Origin of the sequence: Azospirillum oleiclasticum, from assembly GCF_013423485.1 — a bacterium.
Lineage (GTDB): Bacteria > Pseudomonadota > Alphaproteobacteria > Azospirillales > Azospirillaceae > Azospirillum > Azospirillum oleiclasticum.
The window spans coordinates 149,733-166,626 of record NZ_JABFFR010000007.1; the positions used below are offsets into that span (position 1 = coordinate 149,733).

Genomic DNA, 16,894 nt, shown 5'->3' on the forward strand with positions numbered 1-16,894 from the left:
CCCATGACCGACTCCGCGCGCTTCAAGGCCGCCACCGCCTCGGGCACGGAATGGAGCGCCATCGCCAAGGACTGCCTGGATCGGTTGGGCGATGTGGGTGGCTGCAACCTGGGCTTCCTGTACGTCACCGACGCGCTGGCCGACGACGCCACCAGCATCGTCACGCTGCTGCGCGGGGTCACCGGCATCCGCGACTGGGTGGGCACGGCGGGAATCGGCGTCTGCGGAACCGGGCGGGAGCTGTTCGACCAGCCCGCCATATCCGTGCTCTGCGCCACCCTGCCGGAGGATGGGTTCCGCCTGTTCCCCGTGCTGTCCGGCGACCTGGAGCCGATGCGGCGCATGGCCGGGGGCTGGCTCGACCGGCATGGCGCGTCGCTGGCCCTGGTCCACGCCGACCCGCGCCACCAGCATGTCCCCGACATCCTGGGCGCGCTGGAGGAGGCGAGCGGCGCCTTCGTGGTGGGCGGGCTGACGTCGGCCCGCGGCCAGCTCTTCCCGCAATTCACCATCCCCGGCAACACCGCCACCATGGCCGCCGGGCCGGTGGCGGACGGCGGCGTGTCGGGTGTGCTCTTTGCCCCCGGCGTGGCGGTCGCCACGGGGCTGAGCCAGGGCTGCTCGCCCATCGGGCCGGTGCGCACCATCACCGCCTGCGAGGAGAATGTGCTGGTGGAGATCGACGGGCGCCCGGCGCTCGACGCCTTCAAGGAGGACATCGGCGACCTGCTGGCCCGCGACCTGCGCCGAGTCGCCGGCTACATCTTCGCCGGCCTGCCCATCGCCGGGTCGGACACCGGGGATTACCTGGTCCGCGACCTGATGGCGATCGACCCGCGCACCGGCTGGCTGGCCATCGCCGAGCGGGTGCAGCCGGGCCAGCGCGTGCTGTTCACCCGCCGCGACCGCGACAGCGCGGAGACCGACCTGCGCCGCATGCTGAAGGGCATGAAGCGCCGGCTGTCCGGGCCGCCCAAGGGCGGGATCTATGTGAGCTGCATCGCCCGCGGCCCCAACCTGTTCGGCAACGCCAGCGAGGAGATGACCATCATCCGCGAGGAGATCGGCGACGTGCCGCTGGCCGGCTTCTTCGCCAGCGGCGAGATTTCCCACGGCCGGCTTTACGGCTATACGGGTGTCCTCACGCTCTTCTGCTGAGCCAAGCAACGGTTGGGGACAAGGAACATGCAGCAGCGCCCGCTCGGCCGCACCAGCCTGACGGTCAGCGCCATCGGCCTGGGCACCATGACCTGGGGCACCCAGAACACCGAGGCCGAGGCCCATGCCCAGATGGATCTGGCGCTGGACCGCGGCGTCACCTTCTGGGACACCGCGGAAATCTACGCCGTGCCGCCGACGGCCGAGACCTATGGCCGGACCGAGGCGATGATCGGCTCCTGGCTGGCCTCGCGCGGCGGGCGCGACCGGATCCTGCTGGCCAGCAAGGTGGCCGGCCCCGGCAGCCCCTGGATCCGCGACGGCAAGGCGCGGCTGGACCGCGCCAACATCCTGGCCGCGGTGGAGGGCAGCCTGACGCGGCTGCGCACCGATTACCTGGACCTCTACCAGCTCCACTGGCCCGACCGGGTGTCGGTGCGCTTCGGCCAGCGCAGCTACGACCACAAGCCCGAGCAGGACGGCGCCACCCTTGAGGAGTCGCTGTCGGCGCTGGACGAGCTGGTCAAGGCGGGCAAGGTGCGGGCGGTCGGCCTGTCGAACGAGACGCCGTGGGGCGTCATGACCTGCCTGCGGCTGGCGGAGACCAAGGGCCTGCCGCGCGTCGCCAGCGTGCAGAACGCCTACAGCCTGCTGAACCGCACCTACGAGAACGGGCTGGCCGAGGTGGGGCTGCGGGAGGATGTGGGGCTGCTCGCCTACGCGCCGATCGCGGCGGGAACCCTGTCCGGCAAATATCTGGACGGCGCCGCGCCCGCCGGCTCCCGCCGCTCCATCGACCCGCGGCGGTCGCGCTACGACAAGCCGAACGCCGACGCCGCCGTGCGCGCCTATATGGACATCGCGGCCCGGCACGGCCTGTCGGTGACGCAGATGGCGGTGGCCTTCGTGCTGCGCCAGCCCTTCGTGGCGTCGGCCATCGTCGGGGCGACCGGCCTGGAGCATCTGACCGCCCACATCGACGCGGCCGGGATCACCCTGCCCGACGCGGTGTTGACGGAGATCGAGGCGGTGCACGCCCGTAACCCCGATCCCTGCCCGTAAGCCGAACAGGACCCATGCTCCGTCTCTTCGTGGCGCTCGACTTTCCGGACGACATCCGCCGGCGGCTCGCCGGCCTTGGCGGCGGGGTGCCGGGCGCCCGCTGGACGGAGGAGGAGAACCTGCACCTCACCCTGCGCTTCATCGGCGAGGTGCCGGACGACATGGCGGGCGACATCGACGCCGCACTGGCCGGCGTCACGGCACCCGCCTTCGACCTGACGCTGGACGGGGTGGGCGTCTTCGGCGCCGGCCGGGCATCCCGCGTGCTGTGGGCGGGGGTGGAGCGCAGCGAGCCGCTGATCCATCTCCAGTCGAAGATCGAGTCGGCTCTGGTGCGCGCCGGCTTGGCGCCGGAGGAGCGCAAGTTCACCCCGCACGTGACGCTCGCCCGGCTGAAGGACGCGCCGCAGGACCGCATCGGCCGTTTCATCGCCGAGCGCGGCCTGTTCCGCGCCGGCCCTTTTCCCATCGACCAGTTCACCCTCTACCGCAGCCACCTCGGCCGCACCGGGCCGGTGTACGAGGCGGTGGCGGAGTACAGGCTGGACGGCTGACGCCCAGGCCGCTCCACCGCCCGGATGATGGGAATCCCCCGGGCCGTCACCATCTACAGGGCTCGCGTCCCGTTTCGAGAGTGTGACCGTGATCCGCCGCTTCCTCACCGCAACCGCCCTCGCCCTCGCAGCGTCGCTCACCGCACCCGCCGCCCACGCCGCCACCCCGGCGGCACCCCCGGCCCTCTCCGCCCAGGACCGCAGCGACATCGCGCGGGTGGAGGAGCATCTGAATGCGGTGAAGACGCTGCAGTCGAAGTTCGTGCAGGTGGCCCCCGACGGGCGGCAGGCGACCGGCACCTTCTACCTGTCGCGGCCCGGAAGGATGCGGCTGGAGTACGACGCGCCGGTGCGCGACTTCATCGTCGCCGACGGGCTGTTCCTCTTCTATTGGGACGCGGACATGCGCCAGCAGTCGAGCACGCCGATCGGTTCCACCCTGGCCGATTTCATCCTGCGCAAGGACATCCGGCTGTCGGGCGACGTCACGGTGAAGGAGGTCGACCGCGCCGACGGCGTGCTGGAGATCACGCTCTTCGAGACCAAGGACGCCGGCAAGGGCAGCCTGACCCTGGTCTTCCAGGACAAGCCGCTGCAACTGCGCAAGTGGCGGGTGCTCGACGCGCAGGGGCTGACGACCGAGGTCGGGCTGATCAACCCGCGGGCCGGGGTGCCGCTGGACCGTGACCTGTTCTATTTCCGCGAGCCGGGCCGCGACCGCGACCAGCTCAACAACCCGCGGTGACCCTCGCCATGGCCCGCCCACCCCTGATCGGCATTCCCTGCTGCGCCCGCACCCTCGGCGCCCACCCCTTCCACATCGCCGGGGACAAATACATCCGCGCCGTCTCCGACGGGGCCGGCGCCCTGCCGCTTCTGGTGCCGGCTCTGGGCGGGTCCATAGACCCGGTGGATCTGCTGTCCCGGCTGGACGGGCTGATGCTGACCGGAAGCCCCTCCAATGTGGAGCCGCGGCATTATGGCGGGCCGGCGAGTGCCGAGGGCACGCTGCACGACGCCGAGCGCGACGCCACCACACTGCCCCTGATCCGCGCGGCGCTGGACGCCGGCGTGCCGCTGCTCGGCATCTGCCGGGGGTTCCAGGAGCTGAACGTGGCGCTGGGCGGCACGCTGCACCAGCGGGTGCAGGAGGTGCCCGGCATGCTGGACCATCGGGAGGACAAGACCGCCCCGGTGGAGGTGCAGTACGCCAAGGCGCACCCGGTGCGGCTGGCCGCCGGCGGGCTGCTGGCCCGCATCACCGGGCGGGAGGAGCTGCGGGTCAACTCGGTCCACGCGCAGGGCATCGACCGTCTGGCTCCCGGCCTCTTGGTGGAGGCCACCGCCCCCGACGGGCTGGTGGAGGCGGTGCGGGTCGAGGGTGTGCCGGCCTTCGCGCTGGCCGTGCAGTGGCACCCGGAGTGGCGCTTCTGGGAGGACCCGCCGTCGGCGGCACTCTTCGCGTCCTTCGGAGACGCGGCGCGCGTGCACGCGGAAAGCCACGGGCGGGGTTGACCCGGCCCGTGGCCACAAACCGTCGGTCGCTGGTCAGCCGGCCTTCGACATCCGGCGCAGGAAGTCGATGAGCTGGGCCTGCTCCTCCTTGGAGAGGTCCTTGACCATCGACTGGTCGTGCGCCTTGACGCGCGGGATCAGCTCTTCCATCAGGCGCTGGCCTTCCGGGCTGAGCCGCAGCGCGTAGGACCGCCGGTCGTTGGGCGAGGGCGCGCGCACGACGAGGCCGCGCGACTCCAGCCGGTCGATCACGGCGACCATGGTCGAGCGGTCGATACCGACGGCGGAGCCGAGGTCCGACTGGCTCAGGCCCTCGTTCTCCTTGATCATGATCAGCACGCCGAACTGGCCGGGCGTGATGTCGTGCGGAGCGACGGCGCTCTGGAAGTTCTGGAACAGGGCCACCTGCGCCTTGCGCAGGTTGTAGCCGACCAGTTCCGGCAGCGGCCCGAGGGCCAGCCGGCCATTCTTGCCCGTGCGCTGGCGCGCGCGCCGTTCGCCCTGGGCGGTGGGATCATTCTCAGTCAACGGTGTGACCACGCGGTTTTTTTCGAGGTTTCTGATTGACGACTTAAAATGCTTGGCTGTGCCGCCTTTGTCAGCAAAAAGAGTAATCCCCTGCCGATTGGCATATCACGTATACCCCAAACGCATTGGTGGCGCCAGTCTCTGCCACCATTTCGCCGTGAATCGGGGTTGCCGGCCGGACATCCGGGGTACCGAACGCACCGGCTGCGGACAGCGGGCATGGCGAAAGGATCGCCGCGTCGCGAATCAGCCGCACGGCCGCGGCGCAGACCCTTGGCAAAGGCGGGCCGGGCGGGATACCCATAGCGGATCGTTCGTCCCATCCGCGCTCCGGAGCCGTTCCATGGCCTACGCGTTCCCCTTGTGGCCCCAGCCCGTCGTTCCGGTGGAGGGCGGTGACCCTTTCCCGGTGCGCCGTATCTATTGCGTCGGCCGCAACTACGCCGCCCACGCGCGCGAGATGGGCTCCGACCCCGACCGCGAGCCGCCGTTCTTCTTCATGAAGCCGGCCGACGCCATCGTGCCGGATGGCGCCACCATCCCCTACCCGCCCAAGACCAAGAACCTGCATCACGAGATCGAGCTGGTCGCCGCCATCGGCAAGGGCGGTCGCGACATCCCGGTGGAGTCGGCGCTGGACCATGTGTTCGGTTACGCGGTCGGGCTCGACATGACCCGGCGCGACCTGCAGAACGCCGCCAAGAAGGAGGGCAAGCCCTGGGACATGGGCAAGGGCTTCGACCAGTCCGCCCCCTGCTCCGCCATCCGCCGCGCCGCCGACATCGGCCACCCGTCCAAGGGCACCATCCAAGTGACCGTCAACGGCGAGCTGCGCCAGACCGGTGACCTTTCCGACCTCATCTGGTCGGTGGCGGAAACCGTCTCCTACCTGTCCGGCCTCGTGGAGCTGCAGCCCGGCGACCTGATCTACACCGGCACGCCGGAGGGCGTGGCGGCGGTGGTGGCCGGCGACCGGCTGGACGGCTCGGTCGAGGGTGTGGGCACGCTGACCGTCACCTACGCTTGAACCGAAGGAGCCCCGCGGTGCGGATCGCCACCTGGAACATCAATTCGGTCCGCATGCGGCTGGGCCTGCTGCTGAAGCTGATCGAGGAGGAGGCGCCGGACGTCGTCTGCCTCCAGGAGACGAAGACGGTCGACGCCGACTTCCCCCTCGCCCCCTTGGCGGAGCGTGGCTACGCCCACGCCCACATCCACGGGATGAAGAGCTACAACGGCGTCGCGATCCTGTCGCGCCTGCCGCTGGAGGCGACGGCGGTGCAGCACTGGTGCGACCGGGAGGATTGCCGCCACGCCCTGGCCATGCTGCCCGGCGGCATCGAGCTGCACTGCGTCTACATCCCCGCCGGCGGCGACATCCCCGACCCCGCGGTCAACGACAAGTTCGCCCACAAGCTGCGCTTCCTGGACGACATGACGGCGTGGCTGGCGGAACACCGCAGCCCCGACCGGCCGATGGTGCTGGTCGGCGACCTCAACATCGCGCCGCTGGAAGCCGACGTGTGGAGCCACAAGGAACTGCTGTCCGTCGTCTCCCACACCCCCATCGAGGTGGAGAAGCTGGGCGCCATGCAGCGTTCCGCCGGCTGGGTCGACGCCATGCGCCACTTCGTGCCGGAGACGGAGAAGCTCTACACCTGGTGGAGCTACCGCGCCCGCGACTGGGCCGCGTCGGACCGCGGCCGCCGCCTCGACCACATCTGGGTGACCCCGCCGCTGAAGCCCGCCCTGACCGGCATCAAGGTCCTGCGCGACGCCCGCGGCTGGGAACCGAAGCCGTCCGACCATGTGCCGGTGATCGTCGATCTGGCGGTGTGAGGTGGCCGGCGTCGGGCTCCCCCCCGGGGCCCAACGCCTTTTCCCCGTCCCGCGTCACGCCAGCACCGGCTCCGCCTTGGCGCGGGCGCGGAACAGGCGGTTCAGTGGGCTGTCGGGCTTCAGCGCCAGGCGCTCGGCGGAGAGCGCCACGGCCATGCCCTTGCGGCCGTCGCGCAGTGCCGCTTCCATCAGCGTCAGGTCGATGACGTCGCGCTGGGCGTGGCTGCCGCCGAAGCGGTTGGCGATGCCACGCACCGGCGCCATCAGCGCCACCGTGCCGGCGTAGTCGCCGCGGCCGAAGGCCTGGATGGCGCGGCACAGCGGCAGGCCGACGCGGGCCGTCATCTCCGCGTTGTCGCCGCCGCGGGCGATGCGGGCAGCCTGCGCGTCGATCAGAGCGGCCGCGCTGTCGTGCCGGCCGGCGGCGACGAAGGCCATCATGGCGTGCAGGTCATTGAACGCGTAGTGGGCGTCGCGGGCCAGCGGCTCCCACCCGTCGGCCAGTTCCTGCCAGCGGTCGCCGACCTCCACCCCCTCCAGATGCAGCCGCCAGAGCAGGGCGGAGGCGTCGATCATGTCCAGCACCACCTCGGACGGGGTGGCGCGGACATGGCGGTCGTACAGGTCGAACACCGCGTCGAGCTGGCGCTGGTCCCAGTGGTAGAGGGCCAAGTGCCACCAGTTGTGGACCGCGAAGAAGCTGTCGGTGCTCCAGTGCTCCTGGTTCCCGCGCATCCAGGCGATGCCATCCCCGGTGCGACCCTGCATCTCCAGCACATGGGCGACGGCGTGCTGCGCCCAGCCGTCGCGCGGGTTGAGGGCCACGGCCCGGCGTCCGGTTTCCTCGGCGGCGCCATAGGCGGCCATCTCCTCCAGGCCGAAGGCGTGCATGCCCAGCACCGCGTGGAACCCGGGGTCCGCGTCCGTCCAGCACGGCAGCACCCGCGCCACGCGGTCGCGCAGGTTGCGGGCGTCGCCCAGGTAATAGTCGCCGAGATGCCCGACCTGGAGCGCCAGGGCGTCGCGCGGGTGGTCGGCCAGGATGCCGTCGAGCGCGCGGAAGGCATCGGCGAAGCGCCCGTCCAGCAGATCCGCCAGCGCCGCTGCATGGGCGCGCTCGCGCTCGTTCATGGGCAGCGCCGCGGCGGCGCCCAGGCTGCGCCGCGCTTCCGGCAGCAGCTTCGCCTCCATGGCCAGACCGAGCAGCCAGCCGCGCATCAGGTGCGCCATGGCGAAGCCGGGACGGTCGGCGGTGATGCCGTCGAGCGTGGCGACCGGGTCACCGGTGTAGCATTGGAATTGAGCGAGCGCCGTTTCGAAGCGATCGAGCGCTGCATGATCGGCACCGGTCGCGGCGAGGCCGCGTGCGTCGGTGAACGCCATGGTGAAGTCCCCCCATTGGAACGATTTGCGGGGCGGACGATGCGACAGATAACTTTGTCCTACGGTGACGCCGGTCACACCACCTTCGCGCGGCGACCGTCCGAACGGCGTGCCGCGGTCACGCCGCGCGCTCGCTGAGCACCTCGCGCAGGCGGCTGGTGGTCTTTTCCAGGCGGTTGGCGAGCACCCGCATGATCTCCACGGCGATCTGCGGAAATTCCGTCATAATCCGGAAGAACAGGTCCTTGGAGATGCACAGCACATGCAGGTGGCTGTGCGCCATCACCGTGGCGGTGCGCGGCACGTCGCAGAGGATGGCGATCTCGCCCACCACTTCGCTCGGCCCCAGCGTCGCCACCGTGACCGGCCCGGTCGGTGTGCGCACCACCACGTCGGCCTCGCCGGACAGGATGATGTAGGCGCAGTTGCCCATCTCGTCCTGTTCGAACAGCGTGTCACCGGGGTCGAAGGTGACCCGCTCGCTGGTGAAGGCCAGCAGCTTCAGCTTCGACGTCTCGATGTTGGCGAACAGCGGGATCTTCCGCAGGCAGGCCACTTCCTCGTTGATGCTCACAGCCGGACTCCCACTCTGTCGGACTTCCACTCTGTCTGGCTTCCACTCTGCCAGTCGCGCTAATCGGCCCCCATCAATTCGTGCAGAAGGGTGCCGGGCTTGTCCAGTTCCACAGATCGGCCTTCCTCGGCCACACGTCCACCGTTCAGCACGATGACCCGGTCGAAGCTGCGCGCATGGCCGGCGCGATGCACCACCCACAGCAGCCCGCGCCCCTGCCGATGCTTGCGGATCGCAGCGTGGACGCGGGCTTCCGACGCCGAGTCGAGGCTCGACGTGGCGTCCCCCAGCACCAGCAGATCCGGGTTCTTCAGCAGCGCGCGCGCCAGCGCCGCCTTCTGCCGCTGCGCCGACGTCAGGCGGGAGCCGCCGACCCCCACCGGGTGGTCCAGCCCGACCTCGACGATCAGTTCGCGGAGTTGCAGATCGTCCACCAGCTTCGCCATCATGCGGCCGACGCGCACCTGCACCTGCGCCTGCCCATAGACCAGCTTGCCGAACAGGATGTTGTCCTGGATCGTCGCCGCGGCGTTGTAGACGCGGGGGTCGAAGAACTCCACGGCACCCCGCAGGTCGGCGGGAAGATCCCGGGCGAAGACGCGGCGTGCCTCCAGCAGCCGGGCGATCGCCTTGTCGTCGAGCAGCCCCAGGCGGTGGCGGGCCGGGATCACCTTGAAGGGCAGCGACATCAGCCGCGTCCGCTCGTCCGGCCGCAGCCGGTCCAGCCCGTCCTTGCCGGCGTGCGCCAGGATCGCCTGATACTCCGGCAGCTCGGCGAAGCCGATGAAGGAGAAGCGCTCGAAGAACTCGTGCCCCTGCGGCAGGCCGGAGAACAGCTCCAGCATGGTCTCCGCCACCCGGCGCCCGGCGTCCAGGAACCGCTCGGACAGGCCGGTCTTGTCCAGCACATGCAGCATGTACGGGTTTTCGGCCAGGGTGTCGGTGGCGAAGGCGCTGCCGACCGGCGTGCCGAACAGCAGGTTCTCGGCCACCGTGGCATTGGTGTTGAAGCGCTCGGGGTCGAAGCGTTCGACCAGCTGGCCCATCTTCGGGTCGGTCAGCAGGTCGGTCACCGCCTCCCGCGCGGCCAGCACGCGGGCGGCCACGTCGGGGCGGCGCTGCGGGTCGACCGTTCGGTTCAGGCCGAAGGAATAGACGTCGGCGTCGAGATCCACCAGCCGCAGCACATCCCGGATGCGCTCCACCAGATCCTCCGGCCCGGTGCAGCCGGCCGCCTCGTAATCGATCCAGTCCGCCCGGATGTCGCGGTCGGTGTTGCCGGACATCTGCGCTTCCGCGGTGCGGCGTTTGCGGCGGGCGGGATCGGCATCCGGATCAGGGCGCAACGGCCGGTGACGCAGCCCGTAGACGAGGTTCTCGAAGAGGGGGGCGGAGAACAGGTAGGGGCTGCTGCCGACATAGGCGACCCGGCGGCCGGTGACGCTTTCCGGCAGGCACAGGTAATCCTCGCCGTTCAGGCGGATGCGGCCGGCCGTCGGCAGCAGCACGCGGGCGACGATCTGCGCCAGCTCCTCGCCGCCGGCCCCCACGGCCACCACCGCGGTGTGGCGGTCCAGTTCGATCTCGCCGCTGACGTCGTCGAGAGGCTTGGCGCCCGTCTCCTCCCCGAACTGCACATGGTCCAGCGCCAGGCGGCCGGTGATGCGGATGTCCCCGGCCGGATCCTCCTCCAGCAGGCGGTCGTCCAGCAGGTCCGGCACCTGGAACTGCTCGACCACCTGCTCGTACTTGATGCGGGTGTCCTCCTTGAGCTGGTACCAGTCCAGCAGCTCCTTCCAGGGCGAGGCGAGGTCCTTGTAGGCGGCCAGCACCGCCACCAGCGCGCCGAAGGACAGCTGGCCCTTGATCACCAGATAGCCGCCGATGGCATAGAAGAAGAAGGGCGTCAACTGGTTGATGAAATTGTTCAGGAACTTGATGAAGAACTTGCGCTGGTAGATCTCGAAACGGATGTCGTAGACGTCACCCAGCCGGTGCGCCAGATCGGCCTTGTGCCAGGCGGAGGTGTCGTGGGTGTGCACCTCGCCGATGCCGGCCACCGTCTCGCCGATGCGGTCGGAGATCTGGCGCATGGTGCGCACGCGCTGCTTGCCGAGCTGGTTCACCTTGCGCTGCAGGCGCGGGATCAGCCAGCCCTGGAAGGGGTAGAGCGACACCGCCGCGGCGCCCAGCACCGGATCCTGCATGAAGATGAAGGCCAGATAGACCAGCAGCGTGCCGCCCTGGAACACCGGCAGCGCGATGGCGTCGCCGATGAAGCCGCCGAGAGGCTCCACCTCCGCGGTGATCATCGGGATCAGCTCGCCCGATGACACCTTGCGGAAGCGCGGCAGCGGGAAGCGCAGGATGCGGACATACAGCTCGTAGCGCAGGCGGCGCAGCATGCGCTCGCCCAGCCGGCCCTTCATCGTGTTGATCTGGTACTTGAACCAGCCGTTGACCACGACGAGCGCCAGGAACAGCCCGGACAGGATGAGCAGGTAGCGCACCTGGTCCAGCGGCACGCCGAACATCTCGGCCGGGATGTTCTTACCGCTGATCGCTTCGTTGACGATCTTCTTCGGCAGTTCCAGCGACGCATAGAGGAAGGGAAAGGACGCGAGCGTGATCACCAGCAGAAGCACCTGCTGGCGCCGGCTGTGCCGAAGGATGAACCGGAAGATGCTCGATTCCATGAGGGATCCCGATGGCCGCGCCGTTGCCGGCTGCGGACGGCGCTGCGGGGCACCGTGTTGAACGGACGATAGCGGCTTTGCCGCAGGGCGGCAATTTGCGTGGTTGGGTAAGGGTGTTTCTGGTAGAAGGCAGAAAGCGTCCGAGCGGAGACTCGGCCGGCAAACAGGGCAGCACGGGAGACGGGGGTATGACCGATCGAGCGACAGCGGGCCGCCCGTGTTCCGGCCGCGTGCTGATCTACAGCCACGACACCTTCGGGCTGGGCCATCTCCGCCGCTGCCGCGCCATCGCGCATGCGCTGGTGGAGCGGTACAAGGAACTGTCGGTCCTGATCCTGTCGGGCTCCCCCATCATCGGCAGCTTCGATTTCCGCACGCGCGTCGATTTCGTGCGCATTCCCGGCGTGATCAAGCTGCGCAACGGCGAATACACCGCGCTCAACCTGCATATCGGGGTTGAGGAAATCCTGGAGATGCGGGCCTCCCTGATCCGCCACACGGCGGAGGTGTTCCAGCCCGACCTGTTCATCGTCGACAAGGAGCCGCTGGGCCTGCGCGGCGAGGTGCGGGAGACGCTGCACCGGCTGAAGGACCGCGGCGTGCCGCTGGTGCTGGGCCTGCGCGACGTGATGGACGAACCGGCCCTGCTCGCCCCGGAATGGGAGCGCAAGAAGGTCGTCCCGGCGCTGGAGGAGCTGTACGACGAGCTGTGGGTCTATGGCCTGCCGCAGATCTGCGACCCGCTGGAAGGGATCGACATCCCGCCGTCGGTCCGGCGCAAGATGGTCTACACCGGCTATCTCCAGCGCTCCGCCCCCACCCAGCAGGCCCGCGGCGTCGATGCGCCGGCCGATCCCTACATCCTGGTCACCGCCGGCGGCGGCGGCGACGGGGAGGCGCTGATCGACTGGGTCCTGCGCGCCTACGAGACGGACGCCGGCATCCCCTACCGCGCCGTCCTCGTGCTCGGTCCCTTCATGCAGCCGGATCTCCAGACCGATTTCCAGGCCCGCGCCGCCCGCCTGCCCAAGGTCGAGATCACCACCTTCGAGCCGTGGCTGGAAAGCCTGATGCAGGGGGCGGAGGGCGTGGTCGCCATGGGCGGCTACAACACCTTCTGCGAGATCCTGTCCTTCGACAAGAAGGCGCTGATCGTCCCGCGCGAGGTGCCGCGGCGCGAGCAGTACATCCGCGCCGCCCGCGCGCAGGAGCTGGGACTGTCCGCCATGCTGGTGGATGACGGGGTGCGCGACGCCCACGCCATGGCGACGGCGCTGCGCCAGCTGCCGCAGCAGGCGCCGCCTTCCTCCGTCGTCGTCCCCGGCCTGCTGGACGGGCTGGAGAACGTCAACCGGCTGGCCGAGCGGTGGCTGACGGCGCCGCGGCAGCGGCGGCTGCGCTCCCTGGCGCGCCGTCTGGGTCTGTGAGGGCCCGCCGTGCGGGAACCGGTGCGGCGGGTGGCGGTGGTCGTCAAGGGCTGGCCGCGCCTGTCGGAGACCTTCATCGCGCAGGAGGTGCTGGGGCTGGAGCGGCGTGGCCTGAAACAGCTTGTCGTCTCCCTGCGCCTCCCGACCGACAAGACCGTGCACGACCTGAACAAGGCCGTCACGGCCCCGGTCCTCTACCTGCCGGAGTATCTGCGCGACGACCCCAAGCGGGTGTTCAACGGCGTTTGGCGGACGCTGGGGCGCCCAGGATTCTGGCGGGCGCTCGGAGCGTGGCTGGCCGACCTGACCCGCGATCCGACGCGCAACCGCATCCGTCGCTTCGGGCAGGCCTGCGTTCTGGCGGCGGAGCTGCCGGCCGACGTGGCGTGGCTGCACAGCCATTTCCTGCACACCCCCGCCTCCGTCACCCGCTACGCCGCGCTGATCGCCGGCCTCGGCTGGAGCTTCTCCGCCCACGCCAAGGACATCTGGACAAGCCCGGAGTGGGAGCTGCGCGGCAAGCTGGCCTCCGCCGCCTGGGGTGTGACCTGCACCGCCATGGGGCACCGTCACCTGGAGTCGCTGGCGCCCGAATCGGGGCGGGTGGAGCTGCTGTACCACGGGCTCGACTTCGCCCGCTTTCCCGACACGCCGCCGGCACGGCCGCCGCGCGACGGCGGCGACCCTACCGATCCCGTGCGGCTGCTGACCGTCGGGCGGGCGGTGGAGAAGAAGGGCATCGACCTCGTGCTCGACGCTCTCGCCCGGCTGCCGACTGGGCTGTCCTGGCGCTGGACCCACATCGGCGGCGGCGAGCGTTTGCCGGCGTTGAAGGCGCAGGCGGAGCGGCTGGGGCTGACCGACCGGGTGGAGTGGCAGGGTGCCCGCGCGCAGGACGCGGTGATCGCCGCCTACGCCGCGTCCGACCTGTTCATCCTGCCCAGCCGGCAGGCGAAGGACGGCGACCGCGACGGGCTGCCCAACGTGCTGATGGAGGCGCAGGCCATGGGTCTGCCCTGCCTCGCCACCCGGATGGCGGCCATCCCCGAGCTGATCGGGGACGGGACCACCGGCGTGCTGGTGCCGCCCGACGACCCGCCGGCGCTCGCCGTGGCGCTGGAGTCGCTGTTGCGCGACCCGGCGCGGCGCGCGGCCTTGGCCGCGGCGGGGGCGGAGCGGGTGCGGCACGAATTCGGCTGCGACCAGGGCATCGACCGGCTGGTGGTGCGCTTTGCCGAGTCGCTGGCCGCCACCACCCGCTGAGCGTCGGGCATGACGGGTCTGCGCATCGCCTTCTACGCCCCGTTGAAGGCACCAACCCATCCGGTGCCGTCCGGCGACCGCCGGGTGGCGCGGCTGCTGATGGCCGCACTCGCCGCCGGCGGGCACGAGGTCCGGCTGGCCTCCACCCTGCGCAGTTGGGACGACGGCACCCGCCCCGGCCGGCCGGAGCGTTTGGCGGCGTTGGGACGGCGTTGCGCCGACCGGTTGCTGCGGCGCTGGCGCGACGATCCGCCGGACCTGTGGTTCACCTACCACCTCTACCACAAGGCGCCGGACTGGATCGGGCCGGCGGTCTGCGACCGGCTCGGCATCGCTTATGTGGTGGCGGAGGCCTCGCACGCGCCCAAGCGCGTCACCGGCCCGTGGGCGGCCGGCCACGCCGCGGCGGCGGCGGCGATCCGGCGGGCGGCTGGTGTGGTCAATCTCGCCAGCCACGACGCCGAGGCGGTGTTGCCGTTGCTGGACGATCCGCGACGGCTGGTGCCGCTGCGCCCCTTCCTCGACACCGCCCCCTTCGCCTCGGCCTCGTCGGAGCGCGGAACGTACAGGGCGGCGCTCGCGTCATCGTACGGCCTGCCGGCCGACGAGGCTTGGCTGCTTGCCGTCGGCATGATGCGGGAGGGTGACAAGCGCCGCTCCTTCGAGGCTTTGGCTCGGGCCCTGGCACGTTTGACGGACCTCCCGTGGCGGCTGCTGGCGGTCGGGGACGGGCCGGCGCGGGCGGCGGTGGCGGGGCTGTACGATGGCTTCGGCGACCGTGTACGCTTCACCGGCGCCCTGGCGCCCGATCGCCTCGCCGAGCTGTACGCCGCCGCCGACCTGATGGTGTGGCCGGCGGTGAACGAGGCGTACGGGATGGCGCTGCTGGAGGCGCAGGCGGCTGGCCTGCCGGCCGTCGCCGGCCGCACCGGCGGTGTGCCGGACGTGGTGCGTGACCGCGAAACCGGGGTTCTGGTGCCGGTGGACGACGACGCGGCCTTCGCCGCGGCGGTGCGCTCTCTGCTGGACGACCCGGCCCGGCGGTGCAGGATGGGGGATGCCGCCCGCTGCACCGCGGCGACGGAGCACGGCTTCGCCACCGCCGCCGCCACGCTGGACGATCTCGTGCGCCGCATCCACGCCGGCGCCTTTCCCTGAGGAGAGAGCATGACCACCCTGCTGATCATCCGCCACGCCATGACCGCCTGGAACGCCGAACGCCGCGTGCAGGGCAGCGTCGACCAGCCGCTGTCGGACGTGGGCCGCGCCCAGGCGTCGTCTTGGCGGCTGCCACCGGTGGCGGCGGGGCGGCGCTGGGTGGCCAGCCCCAAGGTGCGCGCGTGGGAGACGGCCCGCCTGCTGGGCCTCACGCCGGAGCCGGAACCCCGCATCGTCGAGACGAGCTGGGGCGACTGGGAAGGCCGTCAGCTGGACGAGATGCGCGCCTGCGGCGACATGACGGCGGAGATCGAGGCCATGGGGCTGGATTTCCGCCCGCCGAACGGCGAGAGCCCACGCGACGTCCAGGACCGGCTGCGCCCCTGGCTGGCCGACCTCGCCACCGACGGCCGCCCGACCGGGGCCGTCGCCCACAACGGCGTGCTGCGCGCCGTCTACGCGCTCGCCACCGGCTGGGACATGCTGGGGGAGCCGCGGCACAAGCTGCGGAACGCCTGCGCCCACCTCTTCGCCCTCGCCCCCGACGGTACCCCGTCGGTGGTGGAGGTGAATATCCGGTTGGACGTGTCGTGAAAATCCTCTTCCACGTCCAGCATCTGCTCGGCATCGGCCACGACCGGCGGGCGGCGCTGGTGGCGCGCGGACTGGCCGGGGCCGGCATGGCGGTGACGCTGCTGCGCGGCGGCCACGCGGTGCCGGGGGTCGATTACGGCCCGGCGCGGGTGATCCAGCTTCCACCGGTGCGGGCCGCCGATGCGGGCTTCAAGACGCTGCTGGACGAGGAGGGCAAGCCCATCGACGAGGCGTGGCGCAGGCACCGGCGGGACGCCGCGTTGAGGGCGTTTAACGACGTTGCGCCCGACCTGCTTCTGGTCGAATCCTTCCCCTTCGCACGGCGCGCCTTCCGCTTCGAGCTGATCCCGCTTCTGGAAGCGGCGAAGGCCGCGGGCGTGCCCACCGCCTGCTCCGTCCGCGACATCCTGGTCGCCAAACCCGATCCGGCGCGGGTCGAGGAGGTCGTGGGCACGGTCGAGCGGCTGGTCGACACCGTGCTCGTGCACGGCGACCCGGCGCTGATCCCCTTCGGCGCCACCTTCCCGGCGGCCGCCCGCATCGAGGACCGCATCCGCTACACCGGCTACGTCGCCGCCCCCGCCGCCCCGGTGATTGCGGAGGGGGATGGCGCGGGGGAGGTCGTGGTGTCGGTGGGCGGCGGGGCGGTCGGGCTGCCGCTGCTGCGCGCCGCACTCGCGGCACGGCCGCTGACCCCTGCCCGCGACGCCGTCTGGCGCCTGCTGGCCGGCCCCGACGTGGCGGAGGAGGCGATGCGGCCGTTGCGCGCGGCGGCACCGGCCGGGGTGATCGTGGAGCGGGCGCGGCCCGACTTCCCCGCCCTGCTCGCCCGCTGCCGTCTGTCGATCAGCCAGGCCGGCTACAACACGGTGCTGGATCTGCTCCAGGCCGGCTGCCGGGCCGTGGTGGTGCCCTTCGCCGCCGGCAGCGAAACCGAACAGGCGACGCGCGCCCGGCTGCTGGAGGCGCGCGGCCGGCTGACGGTGGTGGAGGAAGCCGGTCTGACCCCGGAGTCCTTGGCCGCCGGGGTGGCGCGGACGCTGGCCGCACCGCCCCCCGCCCCCATCCGGCTGGAGCTCGACGGCGCGGCGCGGACGGCCCGCCTGCTGGCCGCCGCGATGGGCGCATAAACGTCCAGAATTC

General features: G+C 71.0%; 16 protein-coding genes. 12 read left to right on the plus strand and 4 right to left on the minus strand.

Going from position 1 to position 16,894, the window contains the following annotated elements; translation table 11 throughout:
- Positions 1–3: 3 nt before the first annotated feature.
- The 5 genes from HL658_RS10745 (at position 4) to HL658_RS10765 (ending at position 4,289) form a co-directional block, all read left to right on the plus strand.
- Positions 4–1,158: an FIST signal transduction protein gene (locus tag HL658_RS10745; protein ID WP_180282055.1), complete on the plus strand. Its 1,155-nt coding sequence runs from the start codon at positions 4–6 to the stop codon at positions 1,156–1,158.
- Positions 1,159–1,185: 27 nt separating this feature from the next.
- Positions 1,186–2,220: an aldo/keto reductase gene (locus tag HL658_RS10750; protein ID WP_180282054.1), complete on the plus strand. Its 1,035-nt coding sequence runs from the start codon at positions 1,186–1,188 to the stop codon at positions 2,218–2,220.
- Between the two features lie 14 nt (positions 2,221–2,234).
- Positions 2,235–2,774 (plus strand): RNA 2',3'-cyclic phosphodiesterase, encoded by a 540-nt coding sequence (gene thpR / locus HL658_RS10755; RefSeq protein ID WP_180282053.1) that lies wholly within the window; start codon positions 2,235–2,237, stop codon positions 2,772–2,774.
- A gap of 88 nt (positions 2,775–2,862) precedes the next feature.
- Complete coding sequence (locus HL658_RS10760) at positions 2,863–3,519, plus strand: LolA family protein (protein WP_343055055.1); 657 nt, start codon at positions 2,863–2,865, stop codon at positions 3,517–3,519.
- A gap of 8 nt (positions 3,520–3,527) precedes the next feature.
- A complete protein-coding gene (locus tag HL658_RS10765) occupies positions 3,528–4,289 on the plus strand; it encodes a gamma-glutamyl-gamma-aminobutyrate hydrolase family protein (RefSeq protein WP_180282051.1) in 762 nt (253 codons plus the stop codon).
- A 33-nt stretch (positions 4,290–4,322) separates the two neighbouring features.
- Here the strand turns inward: HL658_RS10765 and HL658_RS10770 are convergent, their stop codons facing one another.
- On the minus strand, positions 4,323–4,817 hold the full coding sequence (locus HL658_RS10770) for a MarR family winged helix-turn-helix transcriptional regulator (RefSeq protein WP_196242163.1): 495 nt from the start codon (positions 4,815–4,817) through the stop codon (positions 4,323–4,325).
- A gap of 343 nt (positions 4,818–5,160) precedes the next feature.
- Here HL658_RS10770 and HL658_RS10775 point away from each other — a divergent pair, with 343 nt between their 5' ends.
- Complete coding sequence (locus HL658_RS10775; RefSeq protein ID WP_180282049.1) at positions 5,161–5,844, plus strand: fumarylacetoacetate hydrolase family protein; 684 nt, start codon at positions 5,161–5,163, stop codon at positions 5,842–5,844.
- 17 nt (positions 5,845–5,861) lie between these two features.
- A complete protein-coding gene (gene xth, locus HL658_RS10780; protein ID WP_180282048.1) occupies positions 5,862–6,656 on the plus strand; it encodes an exodeoxyribonuclease III in 795 nt (264 codons plus the stop codon).
- A 54-nt stretch (positions 6,657–6,710) separates the two neighbouring features.
- On the opposite strand, the gene HL658_RS10785 is transcribed toward xth, so the two are convergent.
- From HL658_RS10785 to HL658_RS10795, 3 genes are all read right to left on the minus strand, one after another.
- Positions 6,711–8,039 (minus strand): tetratricopeptide repeat protein, encoded by a 1,329-nt coding sequence (locus tag HL658_RS10785; RefSeq protein ID WP_180282047.1) that lies wholly within the window; start codon positions 8,037–8,039, stop codon positions 6,711–6,713.
- A 118-nt stretch (positions 8,040–8,157) separates the two neighbouring features.
- Complete coding sequence (locus HL658_RS10790; protein ID WP_180282046.1) at positions 8,158–8,613, minus strand: cyclic nucleotide-binding domain-containing protein; 456 nt, start codon at positions 8,611–8,613, stop codon at positions 8,158–8,160.
- Positions 8,614–8,672: 59 nt separating this feature from the next.
- Positions 8,673–11,309 carry an ABC transporter transmembrane domain-containing protein gene (locus HL658_RS10795; protein ID WP_180282045.1) on the minus strand — a complete coding sequence of 879 codons (2,637 nt, stop codon included), beginning with the start codon at positions 11,307–11,309 and terminating at the stop codon, positions 8,673–8,675.
- A 188-nt stretch (positions 11,310–11,497) separates the two neighbouring features.
- Here HL658_RS10795 and HL658_RS10800 point away from each other — a divergent pair, with 188 nt between their 5' ends.
- From HL658_RS10800 to HL658_RS37975, 5 genes are read left to right on the plus strand one after another with little or no spacing between them, the layout of a single operon-like run.
- Positions 11,498–12,736: a glycosyltransferase family protein gene (locus tag HL658_RS10800; RefSeq protein ID WP_180282044.1), complete on the plus strand. Its 1,239-nt coding sequence runs from the start codon at positions 11,498–11,500 to the stop codon at positions 12,734–12,736.
- A 9-nt stretch (positions 12,737–12,745) separates the two neighbouring features.
- Positions 12,746–13,999, plus strand: a complete 1,254-nt coding sequence (locus tag HL658_RS10805; RefSeq protein WP_343055056.1) for a glycosyltransferase family 4 protein — start codon at positions 12,746–12,748, stop codon at positions 13,997–13,999.
- Between the two features lie 9 nt (positions 14,000–14,008).
- Positions 14,009–15,157: a glycosyltransferase family 4 protein gene (locus tag HL658_RS10810; protein ID WP_180282043.1), complete on the plus strand. Its 1,149-nt coding sequence runs from the start codon at positions 14,009–14,011 to the stop codon at positions 15,155–15,157.
- Positions 15,158–15,166: 9 nt separating this feature from the next.
- Positions 15,167–15,751 (plus strand): histidine phosphatase family protein, encoded by a 585-nt coding sequence (locus tag HL658_RS10815; protein ID WP_180282042.1) that lies wholly within the window; start codon positions 15,167–15,169, stop codon positions 15,749–15,751.
- Positions 15,748–16,881, plus strand: a complete 1,134-nt coding sequence (locus HL658_RS37975; RefSeq protein WP_180282041.1) for a glycosyltransferase — start codon at positions 15,748–15,750, stop codon at positions 16,879–16,881. The genes HL658_RS10815 and HL658_RS37975 overlap by 4 nt, the downstream gene beginning before the upstream one ends.
- Positions 16,882–16,894: the final 13 nt, after the last annotated feature.

What these genes read in the sequence shown, in the direction of transcription:
- HL658_RS10815 (WP_180282042.1), top strand. Translation starts at nt 15,167, where the DNA reads ATGACCACCCTGCTGATCATCCGCCACGCCATGACCGCCTGGAACGCC.
- HL658_RS10810 (WP_180282043.1), top strand. Translation starts at nt 14,009, where the DNA reads ATGACGGGTCTGCGCATCGCCTTCTACGCCCCGTTGAAGGCACCAACC.
- HL658_RS10765 (WP_180282051.1), top strand. Translation starts at nt 3,528, where the DNA reads ATGGCCCGCCCACCCCTGATCGGCATTCCCTGCTGCGCCCGCACCCTC.
- HL658_RS10785 (WP_180282047.1), bottom strand. Translation starts at nt 8,039, where the DNA reads ATGGCGTTCACCGACGCACGCGGCCTCGCCGCGACCGGTGCCGATCAT.
- HL658_RS10745 (WP_180282055.1), top strand. Translation starts at nt 4, where the DNA reads ATGACCGACTCCGCGCGCTTCAAGGCCGCCACCGCCTCGGGCACGGAA.
- thpR (WP_180282053.1), top strand. Translation starts at nt 2,235, where the DNA reads ATGCTCCGTCTCTTCGTGGCGCTCGACTTTCCGGACGACATCCGCCGG.
- HL658_RS10775 (WP_180282049.1), top strand. Translation starts at nt 5,161, where the DNA reads ATGGCCTACGCGTTCCCCTTGTGGCCCCAGCCCGTCGTTCCGGTGGAG.
- HL658_RS10750 (WP_180282054.1), top strand. Translation starts at nt 1,186, where the DNA reads ATGCAGCAGCGCCCGCTCGGCCGCACCAGCCTGACGGTCAGCGCCATC.
- HL658_RS10800 (WP_180282044.1), top strand. Translation starts at nt 11,498, where the DNA reads ATGACCGATCGAGCGACAGCGGGCCGCCCGTGTTCCGGCCGCGTGCTG.
- HL658_RS10795 (WP_180282045.1), bottom strand. Translation starts at nt 11,309, where the DNA reads ATGGAATCGAGCATCTTCCGGTTCATCCTTCGGCACAGCCGGCGCCAG.